Origin of the sequence: Magnetospirillum molischianum DSM 120, assembly GCF_000294655.1 — a bacterium.
Lineage (GTDB): Bacteria > Pseudomonadota > Alphaproteobacteria > Rhodospirillales > Magnetospirillaceae > Phaeospirillum > Phaeospirillum molischianum.
The window spans coordinates 1-22714 of the sequence record NZ_CAHP01000034.1 but is presented as its reverse complement, the minus strand read 5'-3'; the positions used below and the strand labels follow the sequence as shown (position 1 = coordinate 22714).

At 62.3% G+C, this 22714-nt stretch carries 28 protein-coding genes, 1 tRNA gene and 1 pseudogene; 15 read left to right on the top strand and 15 right to left on the bottom strand.

Features of this window, described 5'->3' with window-relative positions; genetic code table 11:
* Positions 1-9 precede the first annotated feature (9 nt).
* On the bottom strand, positions 10-2733 hold the full coding sequence (locus tag PHAMO_RS13745) for a CRISPR-associated helicase/endonuclease Cas3 (RefSeq protein ID WP_051002437.1): 2724 nt from the start codon (positions 2731-2733) through the stop codon (positions 10-12).
* A 55-nt stretch (positions 2734-2788) separates the two neighbouring features.
* Positions 2789-3778, bottom strand: a complete 990-nt coding sequence (locus PHAMO_RS13740) for a helix-turn-helix transcriptional regulator (RefSeq protein WP_002730161.1) — start codon at positions 3776-3778, stop codon at positions 2789-2791.
* A 204-nt stretch (positions 3779-3982) separates the two neighbouring features.
* Here PHAMO_RS13740 and PHAMO_RS13735 point away from each other — a divergent pair, with 204 nt between their 5' ends.
* From PHAMO_RS13735 to PHAMO_RS13715, 5 genes are all read left to right on the top strand, one after another.
* Complete coding sequence (locus PHAMO_RS13735; RefSeq protein ID WP_002730160.1) at positions 3983-4312, top strand: hypothetical protein; 330 nt, start codon at positions 3983-3985, stop codon at positions 4310-4312.
* 114 nt (positions 4313-4426) lie between these two features.
* Positions 4427-4627: a hypothetical protein gene (locus PHAMO_RS13730; protein WP_002730159.1), complete on the top strand. Its 201-nt coding sequence runs from the start codon at positions 4427-4429 to the stop codon at positions 4625-4627.
* Between the two features lie 406 nt (positions 4628-5033).
* Entirely contained in the window at positions 5034-6635 is a 1602-nt protein-coding gene (locus PHAMO_RS13725) for a recombinase family protein (RefSeq protein ID WP_051002436.1), read from the top strand.
* 101 nt (positions 6636-6736) lie between these two features.
* Positions 6737-7033 (top strand): type II toxin-antitoxin system TacA family antitoxin, encoded by a 297-nt coding sequence (locus tag PHAMO_RS13720; protein WP_002730156.1) that lies wholly within the window; start codon positions 6737-6739, stop codon positions 7031-7033.
* Between the two features lie 7 nt (positions 7034-7040).
* A complete protein-coding gene (locus PHAMO_RS13715) occupies positions 7041-7571 on the top strand; it encodes a GNAT family N-acetyltransferase (RefSeq protein WP_002730154.1) in 531 nt (176 codons plus the stop codon).
* A 513-nt stretch (positions 7572-8084) separates the two neighbouring features.
* On the opposite strand, the gene PHAMO_RS13710 is transcribed toward PHAMO_RS13715, so the two are convergent.
* From PHAMO_RS13710 to PHAMO_RS13660, 12 genes and pseudogenes are all read right to left on the bottom strand, one after another.
* Positions 8085-8423 carry a site-specific integrase gene (locus tag PHAMO_RS13710; protein ID WP_002730151.1) on the bottom strand — a complete coding sequence of 113 codons (339 nt, stop codon included), beginning with the start codon at positions 8421-8423 and terminating at the stop codon, positions 8085-8087.
* A 191-nt stretch (positions 8424-8614) separates the two neighbouring features.
* Entirely contained in the window at positions 8615-8992 is a 378-nt protein-coding gene (locus PHAMO_RS13705) for a helix-turn-helix domain-containing protein (protein ID WP_002730149.1), read from the bottom strand.
* Positions 8989-9285, bottom strand: coding sequence for a type II toxin-antitoxin system HigB family toxin (locus PHAMO_RS13700; RefSeq protein WP_002730147.1), 297 nt, complete (start codon positions 9283-9285; stop codon positions 8989-8991). Before PHAMO_RS13700 ends, PHAMO_RS13705 begins: the two co-directional genes overlap by 4 nt.
* A gap of 62 nt (positions 9286-9347) precedes the next feature.
* Entirely contained in the window at positions 9348-10100 is a 753-nt protein-coding gene (locus PHAMO_RS20090; RefSeq protein ID WP_002730146.1) for a hypothetical protein, read from the bottom strand.
* A 172-nt stretch (positions 10101-10272) separates the two neighbouring features.
* Positions 10273-10341, bottom strand: a pseudogene (locus PHAMO_RS20420) (hypothetical protein); the annotation flags it as partial.
* A 35-nt stretch (positions 10342-10376) separates the two neighbouring features.
* A complete protein-coding gene (locus tag PHAMO_RS13690; RefSeq protein WP_002730145.1) occupies positions 10377-10907 on the bottom strand; it encodes a hypothetical protein in 531 nt (176 codons plus the stop codon).
* Positions 10900-11286, bottom strand: a complete 387-nt coding sequence (locus PHAMO_RS13685) for a TSCPD domain-containing protein (protein WP_002730144.1) — start codon at positions 11284-11286, stop codon at positions 10900-10902. The genes PHAMO_RS13690 and PHAMO_RS13685 overlap by 8 nt, the downstream gene beginning before the upstream one ends.
* Complete coding sequence (locus tag PHAMO_RS13680) at positions 11283-12011, bottom strand: hypothetical protein (RefSeq protein WP_002730142.1); 729 nt, start codon at positions 12009-12011, stop codon at positions 11283-11285. The genes PHAMO_RS13685 and PHAMO_RS13680 overlap by 4 nt, the downstream gene beginning before the upstream one ends.
* 109 nt (positions 12012-12120) lie before the next feature.
* Positions 12121-12795 (bottom strand): hypothetical protein, encoded by a 675-nt coding sequence (locus PHAMO_RS13675; RefSeq protein WP_002730140.1) that lies wholly within the window; start codon positions 12793-12795, stop codon positions 12121-12123.
* Positions 12796-12863: 68 nt separating this feature from the next.
* Positions 12864-13436 carry a thermonuclease family protein gene (locus PHAMO_RS18630; RefSeq protein ID WP_002730139.1) on the bottom strand — a complete coding sequence of 191 codons (573 nt, stop codon included), beginning with the start codon at positions 13434-13436 and terminating at the stop codon, positions 12864-12866.
* Complete coding sequence (locus PHAMO_RS13665; RefSeq protein ID WP_002730138.1) at positions 13433-14092, bottom strand: helix-turn-helix domain-containing protein; 660 nt, start codon at positions 14090-14092, stop codon at positions 13433-13435. Before PHAMO_RS13665 ends, PHAMO_RS18630 begins: the two co-directional genes overlap by 4 nt.
* 279 nt (positions 14093-14371) lie before the next feature.
* A tRNA-Glu gene (locus tag PHAMO_RS13660) sits at positions 14372-14447 on the bottom strand.
* A gap of 138 nt (positions 14448-14585) precedes the next feature.
* On the opposite strand from PHAMO_RS13660, the gene murJ reads away from it, so the two are divergent.
* The 7 genes from murJ (at position 14586) to PHAMO_RS20310 (ending at position 20546) form a co-directional block, all read left to right on the top strand.
* Positions 14586-16136 carry a murein biosynthesis integral membrane protein MurJ gene (gene murJ, locus PHAMO_RS13655; RefSeq protein ID WP_002730136.1) on the top strand — a complete coding sequence of 517 codons (1551 nt, stop codon included), beginning with the start codon at positions 14586-14588 and terminating at the stop codon, positions 16134-16136.
* A 61-nt stretch (positions 16137-16197) separates the two neighbouring features.
* Entirely contained in the window at positions 16198-17196 is a 999-nt protein-coding gene (trpS, locus tag PHAMO_RS13650; protein ID WP_002730135.1) for a tryptophan--tRNA ligase, read from the top strand.
* Positions 17193-18209, top strand: a complete 1017-nt coding sequence (locus tag PHAMO_RS13645; protein ID WP_002730134.1) for a DUF2333 family protein — start codon at positions 17193-17195, stop codon at positions 18207-18209. The genes trpS and PHAMO_RS13645 overlap by 4 nt, the downstream gene beginning before the upstream one ends.
* Before the next feature lie 43 nt (positions 18210-18252).
* Positions 18253-19185, top strand: coding sequence for a sulfite exporter TauE/SafE family protein (locus tag PHAMO_RS13640; protein ID WP_002730133.1), 933 nt, complete (start codon positions 18253-18255; stop codon positions 19183-19185).
* Positions 19182-19958 (top strand): TIGR02186 family protein, encoded by a 777-nt coding sequence (locus PHAMO_RS13635; RefSeq protein ID WP_002730132.1) that lies wholly within the window; start codon positions 19182-19184, stop codon positions 19956-19958. The genes PHAMO_RS13640 and PHAMO_RS13635 overlap by 4 nt, the downstream gene beginning before the upstream one ends.
* A 120-nt stretch (positions 19959-20078) precedes the next feature.
* A complete protein-coding gene (locus PHAMO_RS20315) occupies positions 20079-20219 on the top strand; it encodes a universal stress protein (RefSeq protein WP_002730130.1) in 141 nt (46 codons plus the stop codon).
* Between the two features lie 24 nt (positions 20220-20243).
* A complete protein-coding gene (locus tag PHAMO_RS20310) occupies positions 20244-20546 on the top strand; it encodes a hypothetical protein (RefSeq protein ID WP_002730129.1) in 303 nt (100 codons plus the stop codon).
* Between the two features lie 63 nt (positions 20547-20609).
* On the opposite strand, the gene PHAMO_RS13625 is transcribed toward PHAMO_RS20310, so the two are convergent.
* A complete protein-coding gene (locus PHAMO_RS13625) occupies positions 20610-21251 on the bottom strand; it encodes a hypothetical protein (protein WP_002730128.1) in 642 nt (213 codons plus the stop codon).
* 299 nt (positions 21252-21550) lie between these two features.
* Here PHAMO_RS13625 and PHAMO_RS13620 point away from each other — a divergent pair, with 299 nt between their 5' ends.
* From PHAMO_RS13620 to PHAMO_RS13610, 3 genes are read left to right on the top strand one after another with little or no spacing between them, the layout of a single operon-like run.
* Positions 21551-22012: an HMA2 domain-containing protein gene (locus PHAMO_RS13620; protein ID WP_002730127.1), complete on the top strand. Its 462-nt coding sequence runs from the start codon at positions 21551-21553 to the stop codon at positions 22010-22012.
* 6 nt (positions 22013-22018) lie between these two features.
* On the top strand, positions 22019-22381 hold the full coding sequence (locus PHAMO_RS13615) for an HMA2 domain-containing protein (RefSeq protein WP_002730126.1): 363 nt from the start codon (positions 22019-22021) through the stop codon (positions 22379-22381).
* A gap of 26 nt (positions 22382-22407) precedes the next feature.
* Entirely contained in the window at positions 22408-22674 is a 267-nt protein-coding gene (locus tag PHAMO_RS13610) for a hypothetical protein (protein WP_002730124.1), read from the top strand.
* The last annotated feature ends 40 nt before the right edge of the window (positions 22675-22714 follow it).

Below are 22714 nucleotides of genomic sequence, written 5' to 3'. Positions count from 1 at the left end.
GTCTCTCCTTCATCGGGGATAGCGAAGGCCGGTCGAGAAGTCATAGGTCCAGGGTGCCACCCTGATGTGTCCAGATCGGTCACAGCTCTTGAAACCATCGCCGTCACGCCGGAAGGCGACGATCGGCGGGGCCCAATCCGGCCAGTGAAGCCGTCCGGCCAAATCGCGTTCAGCCGCCGCCAAGTCAGAGCCCGGTTCGCGCTCGAGATCGAGGCGGCGCAGCGGGACCGAGACCTCCGACAACCGCCAAGCCCGTTGCTGATCGATATCCGTCACCATCGGGGCCAGGGTCTGGCCATCCCACACCGCTAGCCGCACCGCCATCGACGCCTCGCCCAACCGGGTCGAAATCCGGGCATCGTCTTCCCAGCCATGGCCGGTGGGGGCATATCCGTTCTTGAGGTCGATCAGAGCCATCTGGGCATAGGCGCGATGAGCCCCCGCCTCACCGACGATCCGGTCATGCATCGGTCGCAAGGCTTTCGGGATCCGATCCTCGGCTGCCGGACCGTGGACCGCCTCGATCAGAAAGCGGGCGTCGGCGGGAAGATCGATCGCGCCCCTTTCCTCCAGTAGACGGCGGGTCAGCCAGAGAGCCCCATGGTCGCGATAGACATAGGCGGCGCGGGGAAACGGTGCGGAAAACCAGCCCGGCCCAGGATCGTCGATCGCCGACGGGCCGACGACATGCAGGCACAGATCGAATGGACGCGGTCCACGCTGATGTCTGCCCAGCCGCCCGGCCCGCTGGATCAGCAGGTCGATCGGAGCGAGATCGCTGATCAGAACGTCGAAATCGAGATCCAGCGACTGCTCGATCACCTGGGTGGCGATGACGATCCCCTGCCGGTCCTGCTCGCCGGTTCGGCCATAACGCCGAACCACCCGTTGCTCGATCGCCAACCGATGCCCGAGGCAGAATCGGGCGTGGAATAGATCAAGCGAGCACGTCGGGCCGAGATCATGCAGGGCCTCGACCGCATCAAGGGCGTCATCAACACTGTTGCGAATCCAGGCGACCGCCGCTCCCCGCGCGACAGCCTCGCGGCAAAGGGTCTGGGCAGCATCGGCATCGGCGAGAAAACGCACCGGCAATCGGCGCCGACTTCCCCGTCCGGCGGCGATCGGGGCGTGAACCGCTCCCGTCGCCGAAGCCAACGTGGCCAGCGGATAAGCCGAACCGTCGTCTCCTCCGGCGGGGCGTCCGGTGAAGGCCGCTTCGAACCGCCGCCGCGTCGCCTCGGGCAACGTCGCCGACAGCAGGATCGCCGACCCACCGAGAGATGCCTGGGCCAGCAGCAACGCCTCGATGGCCTCGGTCATATAAGCGTCGTAGGCGTGGACCTCGTCCACCACCAGAACCGACCGCGACAGGCCGTCCAGCCGCAAGGACTGGAACTTGGTTTGCAGCACCGCCAACAGCGCCTGATCGATCGTCCCCACCCCGATATCGGCCAGAAAAGTGCGGCGGCGGTCGTCGGCGATCCACGCCGGACAGGTCACCTCAGCCGATTCGTCTCGCTGGTCGCCGACCCGGCCGCCCTCCGCCGGGGTCGGCCCCGCCAGATCGACCACGCGAAAACCGGGATGGAGATCACGAGCGGAATGGGCCAGGACCAATGAGGGCTGGTCTTCCCCTACGAACAGAGCACGGACCACCGGTCCCAACCGGTCATACAGCGCGTTCGCCGTTGCCATCGTCGGCAACGCCAGATACAGCCCCTGCGCCCCTTTCTCGCGCATGATCCGAGCCGCAAGCAAAAGTGCCGCCTCGGTCTTTCCCGCTCCGGTCAGATCCTCGAGGATCGCCAGGACCGGGCCTTCGGGCAGAGCCATCGTCTGCGCCCAATGCTGCATGGGAGAGGGTGTTGGGGCCGCTATACCAGGCAGTGCCTCGGCCAGGGAGAACCGTCCAGCGGGACGAGCGGGTATCAATCCGGCTTCACGGATCGCGTGGTCAGCCTGTGGACGGGTGACGGTCTTCCAGTAGATGTCGAGAGGCAGGGTGGGGGCGTGGTACGGGAACCAACGGGAGTTCGAGCCGATCCAATCACACAATACCGTCAGCCCGGCCAAAGCCCACGAGGCGGCGGCGATCCGCGATTCGTCCAGCCAGGAGAGCGAGGACGGGCCAAGGACGGCAAACCCGTCCAGAGACTCAAGGTCGTTCAGAAATCCGGCCGCCGCAGCTTGGTCGACCGGGGTCGCCAACCGCCCTAATTCCTCGCCGATCATGCTTCTTGGGCTGCCATGGTGACCAAAAGCGGCCCAAAGGAGGCGGCGAAACCGTTCGTCCGCAAGTGACGGCCTGGACTTGGTCAGGACCCGCCTGGGGGGGCCGAACCGGGCTGCGCGCCAATTGTCGATCGCAGGTGCCTGGTCGTAGAGAATACCCCCAGCAACGTCATGACCAGGATCTCGGCCAAAGACCACCCCACCCGGCAGCTCGGAACCGTTGGCCAGCTTGGCCTGGAAGGCACCGGTGAACTTTCCTAAATCATGCAAAGCCAGAGTGAGCAGAATCAGCGGAATGCACTCGTCCTCAGGCCCTCCCAACAGGGTCGCCCAACGGCGGCGCGCGACGGATGTTGCCCCAAGTATAGCGCCACCAACCGCGGCAACATCGAGGCAGTGATAGGCGGCAGGATGCCAAGGAAACATCGCCTTTGCATCAGGCCGGGCTTTACCCTTCCAAGACAAATAATCCGGACTCGAATTATCGTTGCGATCCATCACCCCCTCCATCATGCCAGAACCCTCTCACGGCCATGTGACCAAAGCGGTCACATCAGGGCAGCGCGGGCCACGCCATGCGGTTGCCGTTGACCATCGCGGCCAACCGCGCCGGTTCCAGCACCTCGACTTTGTTGCCCCAGGCGTACAGGTGCCAAGCCATCTCGAGGTCGCTGCAAGCGGTGAAGCGGACCAGAAGCGAGCCGTCATTCTGAAGCTCGATCTCCTGGCTGGGGTGGAAGACGAAATCGGCGTCGTCGTCGGCCGCCTCGGGAGCAAAGCGCCACACCAGCGCGAATGGTTCGTCCTGGAACAGGCCAAACGATTGCGCGGCGTAGGCGGAGAGGTCGAAATCTGGATCACGGACAAAACCGTCAGACAACACCTCGACCGCCTCGATATTGAGCCGGCTGAACAGAACCACCTTGTTAGCCTTGGGGTTCTCATGCAAGCCGACCAGATAGTTGCGATGGCCGTAGAGGAAGCCGTAGGGATGAACCAGACGCTCTTTGACTTGGTGCATCCCCCTTTTCCTATAGCGGAGCCGCACCTTACGGCTGCCCTTGATTGCCTCGCGCAGATCCTCGAGCACCATCACCTTAATGCGTGGACGTGGGCCGGGGCGCATCGCCAGCCCCTCGGCCTCCAGCAAAACCTCTAAATCGGGCTCGACCCGGCGGGCAACCTCGGGCCGCATCAGAGCCTTCAGTTTGGCCGACAGCGCGGCAAGAGTGTCCGCCTCGTCTTCGCGGTTATCGCGATCGAGCAATTGGACGGCGGCTTCAAGCGACGCCAGTTCCTCGGCGGTAAAGCCAACCAACCTGTTGAGCGTTCCGGCGGGGAGACGCCAGCGCTTGATCCGTTCGTCGGTGGCAACCTCTTCGGCCTGGGGGAAGCTGCGCAGTACGGCGTCGCGCATTCGCATCGCGGTGCGGCGACCGACCCCATACCGGTCCTCGATATCGCCAAGCGACAACCCGCCCCGGGCCGCCTGCATATCCATCGCCAACTGCAACAGTGTGTCGGCCTTCTCGTAACGCACCATTCTTACGTCCAACCTCAGTCCGATCTGGTGTGACCGATCCTGACATCGAACCGCTATCGGATGAAGTCGGAAGATCAATTTTTGGTCGCGTCATCGCTCTATCGTGGCGGCGTTTCCGGTTGACACGATATACTAGACCACCATCGAGGGTTCCCGGAAGGGACCGTGCCCGCTTCTGGCACCTGCTGTCGGCAGGATCGAAACATGAACAAAATCACCCCCTCCCTTGTCCCCCGGTCTCACCAGACCCGCCGTCTGGCGGTTGGGTCACGCCATGCTGGTCGAAAGGACACCCGAGGGATCCCGGCTCTACGGCCGCTGGGACAGTGCGTTCGGTTGCTGGTCGATTGTCGGTGGACGTCTCTCGCCATCACCCTCGATCGTCCCGTCCTCGACCAGCGCGGCGTGTGGGTGGAACCGGTCGGGACACCTGACGACAACTGGTACGCCTCCCGTGCCGCGATCGCCGCCTACTTCTCACTGATTCCAACGCCGATCCGCCGACTGGTGGCTCCCCTGGGCGGCGAGCAATGAGCTTGGCTCGCGGCGATCTAGCGTGACCCCAGCCTCACCCGTCTGCTCGACGACCGGACCATATGACCGGAACTGTCATCCGCCTCTGCAATCTTGACCATCGGAGGATCCCCGATGGCTGAAATCATCAATCTCAACACCAGACGAATCCACGCCGAGGCGGACGACGCGGCGGATCCATCCACCATGGCCCTGGCCTGGGCGCTCGGCTTCATCGCCCGTGACATCCGTGCCGCCGGTCACAGCCTCGCCGCCGATCTGGTGTCGATGGCGGCAGACGAACTGACGGAGGCAAACGGCAAGGGATATCGTTAAATCGAACGAAAGCCGGTACCTTGGCGCACGCTCACCCCTTCTTCGTCGTTTCATTCGGTGCTGGCTCCGGGTAGCCAACCCGTCGAAAGCTATAGAGTTGCCATAAATAACTGGACCAGGCTCCAGCCGACGGCCAACCCGATCGGGCCGCAAGGCCCGCCGTCATCGCGTTGAGCACCCGAAGGGGGCGAATAAGCCCAGAGCCCCCAAGGGGCGCGCGTGGTGGGCCCACCACGCCTATCCTGCCCAAGCACGACAGGAGAATGTTCGGCTCAAGTAAGGGAAACTACGGAAAACTTAGGGAAAGATGGGGAAAGATGGGGAAAGATGGGGAATGACAAAAATAGGTCATAGTCTGCTGGTAATCATATTGCACGACTGAATTGGCGTTGCGATAACCATTTTTATGAAGCCAGATATCCCTCTTCGAATTGCGATCTATGCTCGCTATTCGAGTGACCTTCAAAACCCATCTTCAGTTGATGACCAGATCGACCTGTGTTGTCGGCTCGTTGCGGACCAACTGCAAGGCGACCCGGATCAGGCTTTGGTTTTCTCCGATGCGGCGATCTCTGGTGCAACGATGGAGCGCCCGGGATTCAATCGGCTTCTGGCGGCGGCAAAGGCCGGTCGGATCGACCTCGTCGTCGCCGAGGGACTCGACCGCCTGTCCCGCTCCCTAAAGGACATCGCGAGCGTCTATGAGACTTTGAGCTATCATGGGGTGGGTATCTGGACCGCTCATGAGGGCCGGATCACCGAACTGCATATCGGGCTGAAGGGGACGATGAACGCCCTGTTCCTGCGCGACATGAAGTCCAAGGTCAAACGCGGACACCGGGCCCGGATCGCGGCGGGGTTCGCCGCCTCGTCCTGTGCCTATGGCTACAAGGTCGTGCGGGGTGTGGTTGATGCGAAGGGGCGCAACGTCAATGGCGTGCGCGAGATCGACGCGGCGGCGGCAGTGGTGATCCGCCGGGTCTATGAGGAATTCATCGGCGGTCAGACGGTCTTGCAAATTGTCGAGGGATTGAACCGCGATGGCATTCCGGCTCCCAATGGCGGGCTGTGGAAGCGTAACGCCCTGATGGGCGGGGCCAAAAAGCAGGAAGGCATCCTGCGCAACGAAATCTACCTGGGAAAGCTGATCTTCAATCGGTCCCATGTGGTGCGCGACCCGGTCACCAACCGGAAGCGGTTCATCCTGAATCCGGAATCCGAATGGACCAAGGTGGACGTCCCCCATTTGCGGATCGTTTCCGATGAGATGTGGGCCGCCGTGCGCGAGATCGATCGCCGCAAGCCGCCTGGTCAGAAAAAGCAGGAGCCGGAGGAACCCCGAATCCTGACCGTCCACAACCAGCACGCCCTGACCGGCTGGGTCAAATGCGGCTGGTGTGGCGGTTCAAAGTCGCTGGCCAACAATTCGCGTTATCTCTGCTCGACCCACCGCTATGCCAAGAAGTGCCGCAACTCGCGGGGAACGCGGGAGCCGGTGCTGATGACGGCGGTATTCGAAGCCCTCTACGAACGACTGAGGGGCGGGCAGGCGTTGCGCCCCCAACTCGTCAGAGCGTTCGCTCGCGAGGCCCGACACGGAGAGAAGCTCCGCAAGAAGGAAGCCGATCTTCTGGCCCGGATTGAACGCCTGCTGGACGCCGTCGAGCGTGGCGTCGATACCGAGAGTGCGACCCAGCGCATCCTCGTCCTGCAGAACCAGTTAAAAACAGTCCGCCAGGATATCCAGTGCGACCTTCCGGCCGAATTGCCGGATGAAGCGACGATTCGGAGCACCTTGGTTCGCGCCCTCCAGGTAATCGAGGTCGGCAATGATGTCAGGCGCACACGGTTGATGTTTCAGTGCCTGCTTGCGGAAATCGTGCTGACCCCGATCCCGGGGAGTTCGCGGGGCGAAACCTGCGACATCACCTTGCGGGAAGAGGGGTGGTCGGAGTTCTGGCGGATGGTAATGGACGGACTGGCTTACGTTCCACGTCACCCGAGATAGCGTTACCGTGACGGCGGCAACCCGGCCTCGACGCAACGATGTATTGCAAAATGCGATACATCCGGGCATCGTATCGGTCTGGTTCAAAGGAGATTTCGACCATGGCCGTCACTGCTCCTCGCAAAGACCATCCGTTGTCGATGCGCCTGCCCGATGCCGATCTGGCGATCATTGATCGGGCGGCCCGGTTACGGGGACGCTCGCGGACAGATTTCGTCCGCGACGCTGCCGTGCGAGCGGCCGAAGATGCGCTGATGGAAACCGGACTGGTGCGAATGAGCGAGGACGGATTTGCCGCGTTCATGGCGGCATTGTCCGCGCCAGCCGCGCCGGTGCCGTCGATGGTCGAGATCCTTCAGCGCCCATCACCATGGGAAACGGACAGCGGGCAAGGCTGATCGCACCATGCCGCTGTCCGCGCCGGAGCCACTGAATAAGACCCACGACGTTTCGACGTTCTCCTGCGGCAAGCCAGCGCTCGATCACTGGCTACGCACCCGCGCCCTATCCAATCAGGAAAAAGGGTTTACCGTGGTGATGGTCGTTCACGATGCCGCTCGGGTGGTCGGGTATTACGGCCTCGCCCCCACGGCAGTCGTTCCGACGATGTTACCTCGGTCGATCAAAACCGGGCAGCCGCCCAATCCGGTTCCGTGTCTGCTGCTGGGGCAGTTGGCGACCGATCTCGACTGGGCGGGCCATGGCATCGGAACCGGTCTTCTCCGCCACGCCTTGATCCGCTGTGTTCAGGGAGCCCAATTGATTGGTGGTCGCGCCCTGATGGTCAATGCCATCGATCCCGAGGCCGCTTTGTTCTGGCAGCGGCGTGGATTTCTGCCGTCCAAGGACGATCCGCTGATCCTGTTCCGGTCGATTGCCGATATCGCCGCGTCGGTCGCGAGGGCCGGGATCGGGATGCACGCTCCCGATTCGTGAGTGGTCTTTGCTCCAACGTGGCCCGCAAGGAACGACGGCTTCGCGCCTCCATGGTGACCGTTCAGCCTACCTGAGCATCTTCTCCGAAGCGGACGGAGAGGAACGAGGCGCGAACGCCCAAAATGAGTATTTCGCGAGGGTCCGCTTTTGGCGGATACGCCCTTTTCGCTAGAAGTCAACTGTCAGGATATCTACAATCGCAGGCTTAGCAGAAGGCACCATCCGGTCAAAATGACAGACCAAACCGAAAAACCTCAAAATCCTCCCCCCACTGTCAGCCAGCTTACCTCCAAACCAAGGCTTCGCTTTGCCATCTATAACGAACTCGGTATGCCTCCCGCATTGCTTGACCTCACGCTGGACGGACAAGAGATAAGATGTAATTTGTCCGGCGACGGCACGGGCGCAAAGCTCTTGCAAGAAAGCCTGGCAGAATTGGAAGTAGCCGAAGTTGCTGTGACCGGCGAAAAACGTCTGGAAGCGCTTGCGGACTTGATACGTACAAACGTCGAATCAAAAAGCTTCAAGATGGAGCGCTTGCCGGAAGGGGATGTGCACCAGTCTGCGCGCCAGATCCGGCCGGTCGAGCGTGTGCGTAAACAAGAACCGGAGCGCCGAAACGATGCTGTTCATCGTCGGCACCGGCACGCCGGACTCTTGCTGGTCCACCTGGAACTGGCGGATATCCTCCGCCGTGGCCGTGTCGGGCGAGCGCCCCAGAAACGTGGCAAAGCGTCCAACATCGCGGATGTAGTCGCGCTGGGTGTCTTGCGAAAACCGGCGCATGTTCATGTCTTCGATCATGCGCTGACGCAATGGGCTGATCGGGGTGGACGGAATAGGCGTGGGCATCGGACGGCTCCTCACATCGAAGGAAGGAGCCAAAATGCTCGGCCAATGCCGGGCGTAACTCAACCAAAGCGCTACACTTCAGGCTCGATAGGCCCATCAAGAACGAGCACCAATCCCGCGCAGCGGGTTCGTTCTTCGGCCCAATGTCGCCATTCACCGCCAATTCAGACGGTGCAGGAGGACTCGCGCCTTCACCTTGTACCGCCGCTTGGGAAGATCAGGCTTTCGGCGGGAACTCCCCATTCCCGGTTGAGCTTCCAGGCCATTTGCATGGTTAGTGACCGCTTGCGGGATAAAATTTCAGATGCCCGCGACTGCGATCCGAAGAGTATGCCAAGGTCTCGCTGGCTATAACCTTTCTGCTCCATCCGATATTTAATGGCGTCCACCGGATCGGGAGGATCAATCGGCCAATTTTTGGCCTCATAGTCAGAGATCACCAGAGCCAGAAGATCGAACTCATCGGCTTCCGGCGTTCCGGGCTCTGGCTCATTTTCAAAGAAGCGCTCAATCTCGGTCAGAGCTTTTTCGTAGTCCGCTTCGCTACGCAGGGGACGAATGTCCATCATAAAGTCTCCGCGTCGATCTTGTCATATTCAGCATGAGTGCCGATGAACTTCACCAAAAGACGCTTGAATGTGTAGGACACATGAACGATCAGGCGGTATTTATTACCGCCAATGTCAAAAATAACTCGGTTATCACCTACGAAATCCACCGATGCACCAAACTGTGTTTTGATGTCGGCGGGCCCCTTCCACGATGCCTTGCCAACCGAGGAATACCATAATCGGATCGGTGTTTCGGCCTGCGGGTGCTTCTCCCAGAATTGGCGAAGGGTGCGGAGGGCGATGATTTGCATGGAAAGACCCTATCAGATTCCCAATATGGGAACAAACATAATTCCCATTTCGGGAACTCATCTTATTGTGCCGTCATCTCTGGGACACAGGCGCTGACCTGGACCCACCGTCCCGATGGATCAGTGAAGCCCCAGTGAGCCCCCTGCGTGTTGCCTGACCGGCAAGCCCTCTGTTCCATCGGCCGGGGATCGCCATCGAAATCGCAAGTATTGCGGGTTTGTCCATCGACAGGCTTGTACGGCTGCCACGTCTTTTTCAGAAAATCTGCACTCCACGCCTGAAATTCATCACAGCGCCTTATTTGGGCTGTCACGCCTTGCCCGTCAAAAACGAGATCGCCGGTCAACATGACCCGTGCCACCTGGTTGAGATGAATGTCGTGGACCGGGAGGCCTTCGGCTCCCCTGAAATCCTGTAGCCGGGCAAGGCAGGCGGGATGCCTGCCGCTGTTGGTACCGGGGACGATCCTTCCCATCCCCTGACCCTGGCGGCCGAGGATTGCAGTGGCGCAGCCGCCCCGGCGGCTGTTTTTGGGGAGAAGCGGTTCCAGCGCGACATGGATTTCGTCGCCAACGAACAGAATGGTGTCCGCATGCGCGCTCATGACCGAGTGCAGCATGCGCAAGGTCAACCTGTCGTCGTCGATATGTTCGATGACGGTGAAAATGGTGGTGTCCTGGGCGATGGGCTCGGCGGTGTCGGCCAGGGAAAGTTGGCCCGGTTCCACCTCGACAGTGAGCGGTGTTGTACAGGCCTCCATGGTTCCCAAGATAAATGCCGCCGCCAAAATCATGGGAATACGGATCGTCTTCATCTCTCGTCCCCTCCGCTTCGTTGGTTGAGCCCTCGGCCGGTGTGACGTGCCACGTCACACCGGCGTTTCCGCCCAGCGCCGCGACCCAAACCAGCAAATCGACCAGTCGGATATCGAGCAGAGCGGTGGTTTCGCGCCGGACCAGGGTCTCGCGGGTGATCCCCAACCGCCGGGCCAGTTCGGCCTGACTGATCCCGGCCGTGATCCGGCGCTGGCGCAGATCGAGGCGGAGCGTCCGCATCACCGCCAACGCCTCGACCGCAGGAAACGCGGCACTCATACCGCTCCTCCATCAATGTTGGCGTAATGAACGGCGAAGGTTAGGGCGACGACAGGCGGATTTACTGCCCAGGCGTCATTACCGTAGAGGGAATTCCAGAAGCGGACGTAAGCCATCGTGAATTTATCGCCAAGCCCAGGATGGTCGGCGATATCGTCAGGAACGATTACGCCTTCGGCCCATGCATCATCCTCGCTAATCTCCTGTAATCGCTGGAACCGCACATCTGACACCACCAAGGTCAGGCGAGATGCCCAGCGGGGCATGTGGATCGAGGGGCGCCAACGGATCAAGTGACCGGCAACCATATCGGGATAAATCACTTGATCTCCGTCATCCATCACCGTGCGGCGCAGTCGGTCGTCTTGAATGCGGCAGGTCGGAGCCCACGTCTCGCGCACCCACAGCCGGTCACCTGGGCGGCACTTCGCCAGCGGGCTGGAAGCAAGGCGGCGGGTCTGGGTTTTCCGCTTGGACAGCAGGGCGCGGACCATAGGCGACGAAAAGATAATCGGACGGTCAACCATGGACTGTCTCCTTTTCTGTAGCTCCGATCTCCATAATCCAGTCGAGCGTCGCCCCGACCGGAGAGGCCGGGACGGTGGCGACCGGGCGGCCGTCCAACTCCTCGGGCCGCAGCGGTGACAGCGGGATTCGGGCGATCGAGCGGGCCAGGGCCTCGGCGGGCACGCCATGTTGCAGGGCGACCGAGATCACCACGCCGACATCGGCCATGATCGCATCCATCGCCGAGCCTTCCTTGCCGCCCGCGAAGAACACCTCCTTGACCTGGCCGGTGGCGGGATCGAGTCCAGCCGAAATGAACAGGGCCTTGCCGAAGGCGTCGATCTTCTCGGTCACCACCGGGCGGCGGTGCGGGAGACGAATGCGGGCTGTCGTCGTCATTCCGCAGCCCTCCCCACCAGAGCATCATCGACCGCAAGCATGGCGGCTTTCAGATCGGCCCGGCCCAACTGCCAGCCCCGGGCGAAGGCTTCATCGATCCCTGCCGTTTCCCCAATTCCGGCAATGACGGCGAGCGCGGCGTGGGCCAGGATACCGGGTGCCTCCAGCACCGCCTGGACAGCCTGGTCGAGAGTGGGGGCATGGTCGCCGATATGACCGGCGTTCAAAACAGCCCGCATCGGAGCAGCGGCCTTGATGTTGCGCTCCCAGACATAGCGGAAGCGTCCGTCAGGATCGCGTTTCAGCCGGATCGTTGCTTTCTCTCCGTCGATCACCCCGAACCAGTTGGTGTCGCTGAGTTGAAGCCAGGGCGTTCCGGCGATCTCGATCGCCTTGGGGGCATAGGCCAGCGCGGCGGTGGCGGCCTCCTCGATCGTCGCGGCGCTGCCGTAATGGTAGGCGTAGAGATCCTCGCCCAGCATTTTGCACCAGTCCCAGGCGATACGACTCGCGTCCTGGTCGCTCCGGCGCAGAATGATCCAAATCCACCGACCTTTCTCGCCGAGAACCAATTTCAGTTCGTCGCCGCCATCGCTCAGATCCCAGCCCTGTTCGGCAATCTGGTAACGCTGGAGTCCACGAAAGCCGGAACCGGACGGAACGAAGCCGGAGAGGTCAAGGCAGCGGTCGGACAGGACAGAATCAAGATGGGAAGAAATCGTCATAGGATGTCTCCTGATCTGGGAGAAGAGGTCGCGCGCCTTTCCTCGTCGTGGAAAGAGGGGGAGCCTGGTCATGGGGCGGCGGGGCAATCGAATACGGGTTGTCTCGTGATCATTCCGCAGCCCTCCCCAGAAAGGCCTCGGCGGGGCTGTGCCGGGCAGGCCGCCCCTTCTTCCGCCTTTTCGTGACAGCCGCTTCGTTGCGTTCCGCCGTCTCGGCTTCCGCGACAAGGGCGAGCGCCTGATCGAGGAAAGAGGCGTGGCGATGACCGATCGCGGCGACGCGCAGGCAATCGGCGACGACGAAACGCTCGATCCGGGCGGCGATATCGAGGAGATCACGGACGGTCTCCGTAACCCGCTCCGCCCGATAGTCCCGGCCCGCCTCATCCTGAAAGAAATCGACGTCGGACAGTCGATGCAGCAGTTCTTCGGCAAGATGGCGCGTGGCATAGACCATCGCGCGTTCGGTCAGTGGGTCGGCGGCACGAGACGGCTTGCTCGGCACCGCCGGGGCCTGAGGCCGTTCGCCCACAGGGCCAACAGTCAGAGCCGCTTTGGCCCGCTCGACATCGCGGGCGAGATAGTCCAGCGCCTCAAGCACGGCCGTCCGGTCAACCGCCACGCGGGTATGGGCCGGACCATCGGTTTTGGTGACAGTGGTGTATCTCCTGCCGTTGAAAATCATCACCGCCAGGGCCTCATAGATCGTGTCGTCAAAGCGGTAGTGGCTCTGAACGGCCAGTTCGATCTGCTCAAGAACGCTCATTTCGAAGACCTTGGTCATGGGAAGTCTCCTGATCTGGGAGAAGGGGTCGCGCACCTTTCCTCGTCGTGGAAAGGGGGGAAGCCTGGTCATGGGGCGGCGGAAGCAGGGGGTACCTCCCGAAACCCGGAGGGCGCGGCAGCGATCCGCGCAGCGGATTTTCGGGGGATGCTCCCGCCGCCGCCGGGCGACAGCCCGGCGCTGGCCCATTGACCTGGCGTGGGGCGCAAGCCCCATCTTTCGGCGCACCAGTCTGGTTTGCGGCCGCCCGTGTAGGGCTGTGCCAGTCCCGCCTCGATCATCACGGCGGCAAGGTCGCGTCCGTCGGCGAGGGTCACTCTCGCCAGCAAGCGGCCATAGCGGTCCCGACCGAAATCGGCCAAGCCCACCCGGCTTCCGCGCGGCAGCAGCGACCGGGCCAACGTGGTCGCCTGACCGGCCTTGATCCGCTCGGCTTCGCAGTGAGCGCGCTCGCCTTTCTCAGGGGTATCGAAGTGCCGTGCCCGCACCGGCTCGCCCTCGGGGGCTCCGGCATGGCTGATCTGGACTGTGTCGCCATCGATCACCCACAGCACCCGACCGACAGAGGCACTCTCGGCCCAAGCAAACTCGCTCCCGACCCCGATCAGGACGAGAAGCACGATCCACAGCCGGGCGCTCATGACGTCACCCCCGAGCGGATCCAGTCTGGGTCAGAAAAGACTCTGGATTGACTGGAGGACAAAACTGTCGCCCCCGGAGTTCTGCGGCTTTCAGAGGCCCCTAGGCAACGGGCCAGACCGTCGGCAAGGCTGGCGGCGAAGCGAGGCCGGAAGTGATGGGGGAGCACCCGTTCGGTGATCTCGATCGCCTGGGCGATCACCCAACCGATCCGGTTACAGATCAGCCGGGTCCGGATGTAGCCGTGCTTCCGCAACTCGGCGAGATAGCGCTGGATGGTGCGGACGCAGACTCCGAGCGCGACAGCAAGGCCGTTACGGCTGATCCGGGAGCCCTTCGCGGTCAGAGCCCGGATGATCAGCAGCGCGGTGCGCGCCCCCATCGTCAGCCGCCGGTCGCGGGCGGCATCGCACGACACCGCCTTCGCCCACAGCCGGGAGGGCGGTGGCGGTGGATTGTCGTCGCGGGACCGCCGGGTCCACCGCATTTCATTCCGGGCAACTTTCGCCCGTGCGGCGCGGTCGGCCCGCGCCCGCCATGTTTGCTCAAACGCCTCGGCCTCGGCCGGGGTCAGTTCGGCCGCTCGGGCTGCGCATGCGGCACGCTTTTGCGCCATAGCAGCCGCCAAGGCCGCCCGCATTGGGGAATCGCTGGTCATCGCCCCTCCTGCGGAGGGCGTGGATCACGACAGTATAAAAAAGGACGAGCCGACCCGTTCGGAAAACACATGGTTTTCCGTTGACACTACAACCTGCCTCGCGCTAAGAAAGGAGTTGCGACACACGCTTTCAAAGCACGACAACAGGCCGTTAATCCTCTGGATTGGCGGCCTTTTTGCTTATGTCATTGGTCTTCCACGCCTCTCCTCGGCAAGCGTAATCTTGCGATCGCCATCTCGGCTGTGCTATCACAGCCGGTGATTCGGCGGGAAGAGAGATGGCGTCCCCAAGGGGATTCGAACCCCTGTTACCGCCGTGAAAGGGCGGTGTCCTAGGCCTCTAGACGATGGGGACGGCTCGAGGCGAGGGCGACTGAATAACCGCGTTGGAAAATTAAATCAAGGCTGCTGTCGCATTTTTTTAAAAAAATCCGTAACGGTGCTGCGCTGGGCGTTCTGGTGACGGACACGCATCTCGTTTACAAAGACCCCTATGTCTCTCCTGCGCTCCGTCGCCACGGTTGGTGGCCTGACCCTTCTCTCCCGCATCACCGGCCTGATGCGCGAGATGATGATCGCCCACTTTCTGGGAGCGGGAGCGGTGGCCGACGCCTTTTTCGTCGCCTTCCGCTTTCCCAATCTGTTCCGCTCGCTGTTCGCCGAGGGAGCCTTCAACGCCGCTTTCGTGCCGTTATTCGCCAGCAAGCTGTCGAAGGAAGGACATGCCGAAGCCCGGCTGTTCGCCGAACGGGCGTTCGCTGTGCTGGCCCTGGCGCTGACCCTGTTCGTCGTCGCGATGGAACTGGCGATGCCCTGGGCAATGCGCGGGCTGGCCCCCGGTTTCGACGCCACCCCGGAAAAAATGGAGATGGCAGTCGCATTCTCGCGCATCTGCTTCCCCTATCTCCTGTTCATCTCGCTGGTGTCGCTTCAGGCCGGAGTCCTGAACGCTCTGGGCCGTTTTGCCGCCGCCGCGGGGACTCCGGTCCTGCTCAACCTGACATCGATGGTCGGGCTGTGGGCGCTGGTGCCCTATACCCCCACCGCCGGGCATGCGATGGCCTGGGGCACGTTTGCCGCCGGAATCGTCCAGTTCCTATGGCTGGTGGTCAGCCTGAAACGGATCGGAATGATACTCCGCCCGGCCTGGCCCCGGATGACAGCCGAGGTCCGGCTGCTCTTCCGCCGCATCGTTCCTGGCGCGGTCGGTGCCGGGGTGTATCAGATCAATCTGGTCATCAACACGATGATCGCTTCGACCGTGGCTGACGGTGCTGTCAGCTATCTGAACTACGCAGACCGAATCAATCAGCTTCCCCTTGGCGTGGTCGGGATCGCGATCGGGACCGCGCTGTTGCCCCTGCTGTCGCGGCAATTGCGCGATGGCGACATCGCCCAGGCTCAGGACAGTCAGAACCGGGCGATGGAACTCGGTCTTCTGCTGACCCTGCCGGCAGCGGCGGCTCTGATGGTGATTGCCCAGCCGGTGGTTCAGGTGTTGTTCGAGCGTGGCAGTTTCGGCCCCGCCGAGACCGCCGCCACCGCCGCCGCTCTGGTCGCCTTTGCCCTGGGACTGCCCGCCTATGTCCTGGTCAAGGTGCTCGCCCCCGGTTTCTTTGCCCGCGAGGACACCGCCACCCCGGTCAAGATCGCCGGACTGTGCATGGCGTTGAACATCGTGCTCAATCTATCCCTGGTGGGGACGTTGGCGCATGTCGGCATGGCCCTGGCCACCGCTCTGGCCGCCTGGGCCAATGTCGTCCTGCTGGGCTGGGTGCTGTGGCGGCGCGGCTTCCTGATGCTCGACGCACGGCTAAAGCGCCGCGCGCCGCGCATCCTGGCCGCCGTCCTGGCGATGGCGGCGACGCTGTGGGGGATGCGGACAGTGCTGGCTCCGCTGTCCGAGGGCGGCCCGCTGGCGGCGCTGGGAGCGTTGGCGACGACAATCGCAGCGGGCGGACTGGTCTATGCCATCGCGGTACTGCTGTTCGGCGGAGCGAATCGCTCCGATATCAAGGGGATGATCCGACGGCAGCGTTCTTGACGCCGCGACACGGCAGGGTATAGGTGAAACCCTCGTTATCCTACCCGGAGTGACAGGGGCCATGCAGCGCATTTTTTCCGGCGTTCAGCCGACCGGAAACCTTCATCTCGGCAATTATCTTGGCGCGATCCGCAACTGGGTCCACCTCCAACATGATTACGAATGCATCTTCTGCATGGTCGACATGCACGCGATCACCCTGTGGCAGGATCCCAAGGATCTGCTCCACAACACCCGCGAAGTCGCGGCCGGAATGATCGCCGCCGGGATCGATGCCGAGAAGCAAATTCTGTTCAACCAGTCGATGGTCCCCGCGCATGCCCAGCTGGCCTGGGTGTTCAACTGCGTCGCCCGCATCGGTTGGCTGAACCGGATGACCCAATTCAAGGACAAAGCTGGCAAGCACAAAGAAAACGCTTCGGTTGGGCTGTACGCTTATCCGAATTTGATGAGTGCCGACATCCTGATCTACAAGGCGACCCACGTTCCGGTTGGCGAGGATCAGAAGCAGCACCTGGAACTGGCCCGCGATACCGCGCAGAAGTTCAACAGCGATTACGGCGTCGATTTCTTCCCCCTGCCCGAACCGCTGATTTTCGGCGCGGCACGGCGGGTGATGAGCTTCCGCGACGGCACCAAGAAGATGTCGAAATCGGACGAATCCGATTACTCGCGCATCAACATGACCGACGATGCCGACACCATCGCGTTGAAGATCCGCAAGGCCAAGACCGATCCCCTCCCCCTGCCCGAGACCATTGAGGGATTGACCGAGCGTCCCGAGGCCGACAATCTGGTCGGGATTTTCGCAGCTCTGTCCGACCTGGAGAAGGCCGCCGTGCTGGAACGCTTCGCTGGCAAGCCGTTCTCGGAATTCAAGCAGGATCTGACCGATCTGGCCGTCTCGGTCCTGGGGCCGATCAATTCGGAAATGAAGCGGCTGATGGCCGATCCCTCCCATATCGACGCAGTGCTGCACCGGGGTGCCGAACGCGCCAACGCCATCGCCGAGCCGATCCTGAAGGACGTCTATGACATCGTGGGATTCCTGCGACCGTGACGATTCCACCTGTCCTGTCCGCTCTGATCTCTACCCTGGGTCGCCGCGCCGTCGCGCTCGGCACCCAGGTGCGCGGTATACCGCGTCAACGCTGGCCGCTTATCGCCGCGGGCGTACTCGCGCTGATCCTGACCGTCATCTTTCCGGTGACGATGGTCTTCATCAGCCGGATCGACGACAACCCCGATTTCACGGCACCAAACCAAGCGCTGGGGCGATCCCACGCACTTGAGGTGACGGCCGCGCTGATCACCCGCGAGCTTGAAGTCAACAAGTGGCGGGCCAACGACCCGTTCTTCATCCCCGGCGGCTGGCTGCGGGCGATGCCTGCGTTCCAGATCGGGATGGTCACCGCCCTGGCTCACAGCACCGGGGCCTTGGCAGCGGAAAATGGCGTGGGCTGGACCTCTTCGGGCGGCGACGTCAACCTTGAGCACGCCGCCGGATTGTTGAAATACCCCGGTACGGTGTGGAAATTCGACACCCGCAAATCGTGGATGCCGACCGCTTCGGCGGAAAAGCAGTATCGCAACGCCCAAAGATCGATCGATGCTTACAACACCAAGCTTGCAACCGGGACAGCCAGCTTCGAGCGCAGCCCTCAGGCTTTGGCCCTGGTGGTCGAGGCGCTGATCGGCGATCTGGACGACACCGCCCAGGCGATCAACTCCCACATGGAAAAAGATCTTTCGATCACACTCGATTTTTCCATCACCAAGGTATTCTATCGCAACAAGGGTCGTCTTTACGCCAACTCAATTGTTATGAGAGAAATTGGTCGTGATTTCGAAACGGTTCTGGCGCAACGCAACCTGACCGAAAGCTGGATTCGGATGGTTGAATATCTGGCGATCGCGGCCCGGCCCAGACCTTCGGTGGTGTGGGGAGCGAGACCGGATTCTTCGATGTTGCCCAACCATCTGATCGCTCAGGGCTATCCGACGCTCCAGGCCCGACAGATCGCGGCCAGCATCCTCGCCAGTCTGAAAAGCCGCGAATCACAGCAGCCCTAGCCCTAGAGGCGGGACGTCCAACCGCACGCGGAGGAGGGCGCGGGTGCAGATCTACCTTCCCATCGCCGAGATGTCGGTCAACGTCTTCGTCATCCTGGCCGTCGGTGGCGGCATCGGGTTTCTGTCCGGCCTGTTCGGGGCCGGAGGCGGCTTTCTGCTGACTCCTCTGCTGATCTTCCTGGGGGTCCCCCCCGCCGTGGCGGTCGGTACCGGAACCAACCAGATCGTCGCCTCGTCGGTGTCGGGAGCTTTGGCACAGTGGCGGCGCGGCAATGTCGATCTGCGGATGGGACTGATCCTGATCCTGGGCGGATTGGTGGGGTCGGGGCTGGGGGTGCTGCTCTTCCACTGGCTCCGCCGTCTCGGTCATATCGATCTGGTGATTTCGGCCAGCTATGTCGTCCTGCTGGGAGGCATCGGCGGATTGATGGTCACGGAAAGTGTGCGGGAATTGCTGCGCCGTCGCGCCGGAGGAGGGACCGAACCAATCGCCCGCCGCCATGCGCGGGGGTGGATCGACCGGCTGCCGCTGAAGGTCCGTTTCCGCCGCTCGCACCTGTATATCAGCGCCCTGTTGCCCGCCCTGGTCGGGATTGCGGTCGGAGTGATCTCGGCGATCATGGGGGTCGGCGGCGGCTTCGTCCTGGTCCCCGCGATGATCTATCTGCTGGGAATGCCGACGGCGGTGGTGATGGGAACCTCGCTGTTCCAGATTGTCTTCGTCACGGCGAACGCCACGTTTCTCCACGCCACCGTCAACCACACCGTCGATGTGGTGCTGGCGCTGGTTCTGGTGTTGGGCGGAGCAATCGGTGCTCAGTTCGGGGTGCGAGTCGGCGCCCGCCTCAAGGGTGAGCATCTGCGCGTATTGCTGGGGCTGCTGGTGTTGGCGGTGGCGGTCAAACTGCTGATCGATCTGCTGGTGCCGCCAACCGAGCCGTTCTCGTTGGCCGCGACAATCGGAGCAGCGCGATGAGATGCTCCCGCCTAGCCTTGCTGGTCTTTGCCGGGCTGGTAGCGCTGACGCCGCTTCCATCCTCGGCCCGAGCCACCGCCGAGGAACCGCTGGTCGTCGATCTTTCGCGCCACTTGGTCGAGATCACCACTGGATTTTCAGGAACCGACCTGCTGCTGTTCGGAGCCACCGATCCGGGGGGCGGTACCGAATCCGCCGATGTCGTGGTGGTGGTCAGCGGCCCGGCGGAGGCGCAAACGATCCGGCGCAAGGATTCGGTCGCCGGTCTGTGGATTAATTCCGGCTCGGCCCGGATTGAGGGGGCACCCGCCTTTTTCCGGGTTGCCTCAACCCGTCCGCTCGAACAAGTGGCGTCGTCCGCCTTGTTGCAACGGCTGGGAATCGGGTTGGATCAACGAAACCTCGATATCCGGGTCGAAGATGACGGCAGTGACGCCGTCGCCTATCGCGCCGCGCTGATGCGACTGATGCGCGCACGCGGTCAATATGATGACAGAATCGCCACCATCGCCCGTCCAGGACGACGACTGTTCCGCACAGAAATCCACTTTCCCGCGACCGTGCCGGTCGGGATTTATAAAGTCGAAATTCATCTTATCAACCAAGGGCGGTTGATCGGAACCCAGGAAACCCCGCTAGCAGTTGACCGGGTGGGGCTGGGGGCCGCCATTCACGATTTCGCCTATCGCCAATCAGGGCTGTACGGTCTGGCCGCCGTGGTTCTAGCCGCCTGTACCGGGTGGTTGGCCGCGTGGCTGTTCCGCAAAGGCTAAAGGGTTTTATGCCCCTCGTCGGGCGTAAACCTCCGGTTTACTTGATCGCCCACTCAATACCGACCTAAGTAAACGGCTTCGGATCAACACGAATACCTTAACCGTTCAAGGGGGGATCGAATGTCGAATTGCCGAGTCTTCCTCGTCGTGGTTGACGACACGCCGGAACAACCCGCCGCCTTACGCTACGCCAGCCGCCGCGCCCGCTCGACCGGGGGGCGGGTAGCGCTGTTGCGGGTAATCGAACCGACAGAGTTCTAGCAATTCGCCGCGATCGGCGCGCTGATGCGTGACGAAGCCCGCGCCGAAGCGGAGATTCTGCTGACCCGGCTTGCCGCCGAGATTGAGGCACTATCGGGGGATATCCCCGCCCTGTATGTCCGCGAGGGCGATCCACGCGACGAAGTCATCCGGCTGATCGCCGATGAACCCTCGATCTCACAACTGGTGCTGGCCGCAGATCCGGGGCCGGGAGGACCAGGGCCGCTGGTTACCGCATTGACCGGGCGCTATGTCGGACGATTACGGGTGCCGGTCACGATCATTCCGGGCAGCCTGACCTATCCGCAGATCGATCAAATCACGTAAACGAAGCTCAGGTCTTATACCAAGCCAATGAATTAACCGTGCCCCTCGCAGGGCTGGCCGATATTAGAAGCGATAGCCCATCCCGGCCCCGAACATCACACCGGGATAGGCTCCCGCCTCGCCGCCGGTCGGGCTGTAGGCTTCGGCGACGCCACCGAGGCTCAGGGTCGAGGTGAGCTGATGGCGCAGACTGATGCTGAGATTCAGGTCCGATTCCCGCGACCCGGATGGGGTCAACGAGGTCAACCCCAAGGACTGGGACGGATTGGGACTGAAGCCGGACAGCTGATTTCTCCAGCGCGCGCCCAGGCTGACCGCCGCCGTGGCGTCCGGTCCGATCAGTCCCCCCCGATAAGCGGCGGAGATGTCGGCAGACGCCAGCGCACCATCGCTCCGAAGCGACGAGGACAAGCTGGCTTCGGTGCTGAGGCTATAGGCAACGTAACCGCCGACCGCCAGCGATCCGCGCGCGCCAGAGACGGGAAGCGCACCAGCAGGGCGGGATGGCTCGGCGACGATTCCAACCGAATAGCCGCCGGAACTCTGCAAGGGAAGACGGGCTTCACCCGTCGCGCCGAGGAACGATTCCGCAGCGCGAACATTCGGGGCTCCACCAGGGACTAGACGGTTGCCGGTCTCCAACGCGGCGGCGGGCAAAGCCATCGCGAGAAACGTCAAAGCAAGAAGAGACCGAACGGGAGACATGATACGCCACACTAAAAATACAAGGCTTTATCATAGCTCATCTGGCCCGATTTGTGAAGGCGCGCGACCGGATCGTCGATGATCGTTTCAGGCGGATGGTGTTTTCATCCATTCATCGCGGTGGTTGAAGTGACGCCCCCAGCCCCCCATTTTAACCTTATTTGCTGTTTGTCCTTCTCGTCACATATTACAAATAAGCGTCACAGATGGGGTTGACCACCCTCATGGCCACCGCTATCGTTCACTGCGAATGCGTTTGCAATTCATTATCGCGCTCTCTGTTAAAAGGAAGTAACGACATGGTGGCAATTGCCTCGGCCCTTCCTGGACGACTGAGACTGCGCGACGCGGTGTGGCGGTCTCCGGCCCGGAACGAGGCAATCCGGTCTGAATTAGCAGGTTGGGATGGCGTGGATACAGTCGAAGGAAATCCGCGCGGCGGCAGCCTTCTGATCCGTTACGATCCGGCGCGTCTTACGCCTGCCAAGATCGAGGCCCAGTTGATCGAACGCTTTGACATCGCCACCAAATCGGCACGTCCCGCGTCCCGCCAACGTGCCGGGTGGGCAAGCGACGAGTTTCTGGACAGTCTCGCCACCCGTCAGGCTAACCGTACCGCCAAGATCGGATTGCTGGCCAGCACCGCCGTGATGCTGCTCAGTCTGGGCTTCAGCAAGCGGCTGCACGCCGCCGCCGGAGGGGTCAATCTGGCTCTTCTCGCGGTCCACCTCATCTACAACCGCCAGAAGATGCTAAGGTAACCCTTGATGCCTGCCACTGCCCCCCTCGCCACCGACGGGATCGACGAATCGTGGGATTTGGCCCGCTATGCTGGCTGGCTGCGGATCGCCCACCACATCCCCGGTCGCATTCGGCTCAAACTGGCGGCCGAAGGCCAGGGTAGTCTGAACGACGTCCTGGCCGATGTGAAGCGCTTCGTCGCCACCGCCTCGACCGCACCCGGCATCCGCGCCGTTTCCCTTAACCTCCTGGCCCGGTCCTGCCTGGTCGAATACGACCCGAAGCAAATCGCTCCGGCCGCCTGGACAGATCTGATCGACGGAACCCGCTCGGCCGAAGCCCTGGCTCTGACGCACCGATTGGTCGGAACCGACCGTCATCCCGCTTAACCCTGGCCCGAAAGGATCCCACGGACATGCATCCTGTTTTGCTCTTCGCCACCGGACTGGTGACTGGAATTGTCGGCGTCCGCGCCTTGAAAAATAGCGGCAAGGGTAAGGACGCCCTGGAGTCTCTTAGCGGCAAGACCCGCCATGGCCTGGATCAGGCCAAGAGCGGCCTGCGCGACGCCACCGTTTCCGGCCTGACCGCGATCGAGAAATCATCTGCCAGCCTGCGCGGCAAGCTGACCCCCGCCGCTCCGGCTCCCACCGAGCCGCCCGAGGCCGGGAACACGCCATGAAGCGGGGCAAAGGCAAAGCCGCGAAACGTAAGGCCGGAAC

Excerpts from the sequence above, each read along its gene's own strand:
- PHAMO_RS13620 (WP_002730127.1), top strand. The coding sequence starts at position 21,551 with ATGGTGGCAATTGCCTCGGCCCTTCCTGGACGACTGAGACTGCGCGAC.
- PHAMO_RS13680 (WP_002730142.1), bottom strand. The coding sequence starts at position 12,011 with ATGACGATTTCTTCCCATCTTGATTCTGTCCTGTCCGACCGCTGCCTT.
- PHAMO_RS13690 (WP_002730145.1), bottom strand. The coding sequence starts at position 10,907 with ATGGTTGACCGTCCGATTATCTTTTCGTCGCCTATGGTCCGCGCCCTG.
- PHAMO_RS13725 (WP_051002436.1), top strand. The coding sequence starts at position 5,034 with ATGAAGCCAGATATCCCTCTTCGAATTGCGATCTATGCTCGCTATTCG.
- trpS (WP_002730135.1), top strand. The coding sequence starts at position 16,198 with ATGCAGCGCATTTTTTCCGGCGTTCAGCCGACCGGAAACCTTCATCTC.
- PHAMO_RS13610 (WP_002730124.1), top strand. The coding sequence starts at position 22,408 with ATGCATCCTGTTTTGCTCTTCGCCACCGGACTGGTGACTGGAATTGTC.
- PHAMO_RS13730 (WP_002730159.1), top strand. The coding sequence starts at position 4,427 with ATGGCTGAAATCATCAATCTCAACACCAGACGAATCCACGCCGAGGCG.
- PHAMO_RS13710 (WP_002730151.1), bottom strand. The coding sequence starts at position 8,423 with ATGCCCACGCCTATTCCGTCCACCCCGATCAGCCCATTGCGTCAGCGC.
- PHAMO_RS18630 (WP_002730139.1), bottom strand. The coding sequence starts at position 13,436 with ATGAGCGCCCGGCTGTGGATCGTGCTTCTCGTCCTGATCGGGGTCGGG.
- PHAMO_RS13685 (WP_002730144.1), bottom strand. The coding sequence starts at position 11,286 with ATGACGACGACAGCCCGCATTCGTCTCCCGCACCGCCGCCCGGTGGTG.
- PHAMO_RS20310 (WP_002730129.1), top strand. The coding sequence starts at position 20,244 with ATGCGTGACGAAGCCCGCGCCGAAGCGGAGATTCTGCTGACCCGGCTT.
- PHAMO_RS20315 (WP_002730130.1), top strand. The coding sequence starts at position 20,079 with ATGTCGAATTGCCGAGTCTTCCTCGTCGTGGTTGACGACACGCCGGAA.
- PHAMO_RS13675 (WP_002730140.1), bottom strand. The coding sequence starts at position 12,795 with ATGACCAAGGTCTTCGAAATGAGCGTTCTTGAGCAGATCGAACTGGCC.
- PHAMO_RS13745 (WP_051002437.1), bottom strand. The coding sequence starts at position 2,733 with ATGGATCGCAACGATAATTCGAGTCCGGATTATTTGTCTTGGAAGGGT.
- PHAMO_RS13625 (WP_002730128.1), bottom strand. The coding sequence starts at position 21,251 with ATGTCTCCCGTTCGGTCTCTTCTTGCTTTGACGTTTCTCGCGATGGCT.
- PHAMO_RS13715 (WP_002730154.1), top strand. The coding sequence starts at position 7,041 with ATGCCGCTGTCCGCGCCGGAGCCACTGAATAAGACCCACGACGTTTCG.
- PHAMO_RS13740 (WP_002730161.1), bottom strand. The coding sequence starts at position 3,778 with ATGGTGCGTTACGAGAAGGCCGACACACTGTTGCAGTTGGCGATGGAT.
- PHAMO_RS13615 (WP_002730126.1), top strand. The coding sequence starts at position 22,019 with ATGCCTGCCACTGCCCCCCTCGCCACCGACGGGATCGACGAATCGTGG.
- PHAMO_RS13705 (WP_002730149.1), bottom strand. The coding sequence starts at position 8,992 with ATGATGGACATTCGTCCCCTGCGTAGCGAAGCGGACTACGAAAAAGCT.
- PHAMO_RS13720 (WP_002730156.1), top strand. The coding sequence starts at position 6,737 with ATGGCCGTCACTGCTCCTCGCAAAGACCATCCGTTGTCGATGCGCCTG.
- PHAMO_RS13700 (WP_002730147.1), bottom strand. The coding sequence starts at position 9,285 with ATGCAAATCATCGCCCTCCGCACCCTTCGCCAATTCTGGGAGAAGCAC.
- PHAMO_RS13635 (WP_002730132.1), top strand. The coding sequence starts at position 19,182 with ATGAGATGCTCCCGCCTAGCCTTGCTGGTCTTTGCCGGGCTGGTAGCG.
- PHAMO_RS13665 (WP_002730138.1), bottom strand. The coding sequence starts at position 14,092 with ATGACCAGCGATTCCCCAATGCGGGCGGCCTTGGCGGCTGCTATGGCG.
- murJ (WP_002730136.1), top strand. The coding sequence starts at position 14,586 with ATGTCTCTCCTGCGCTCCGTCGCCACGGTTGGTGGCCTGACCCTTCTC.
- PHAMO_RS20090 (WP_002730146.1), bottom strand. The coding sequence starts at position 10,100 with ATGAAGACGATCCGTATTCCCATGATTTTGGCGGCGGCATTTATCTTG.
- PHAMO_RS13735 (WP_002730160.1), top strand. The coding sequence starts at position 3,983 with ATGAACAAAATCACCCCCTCCCTTGTCCCCCGGTCTCACCAGACCCGC.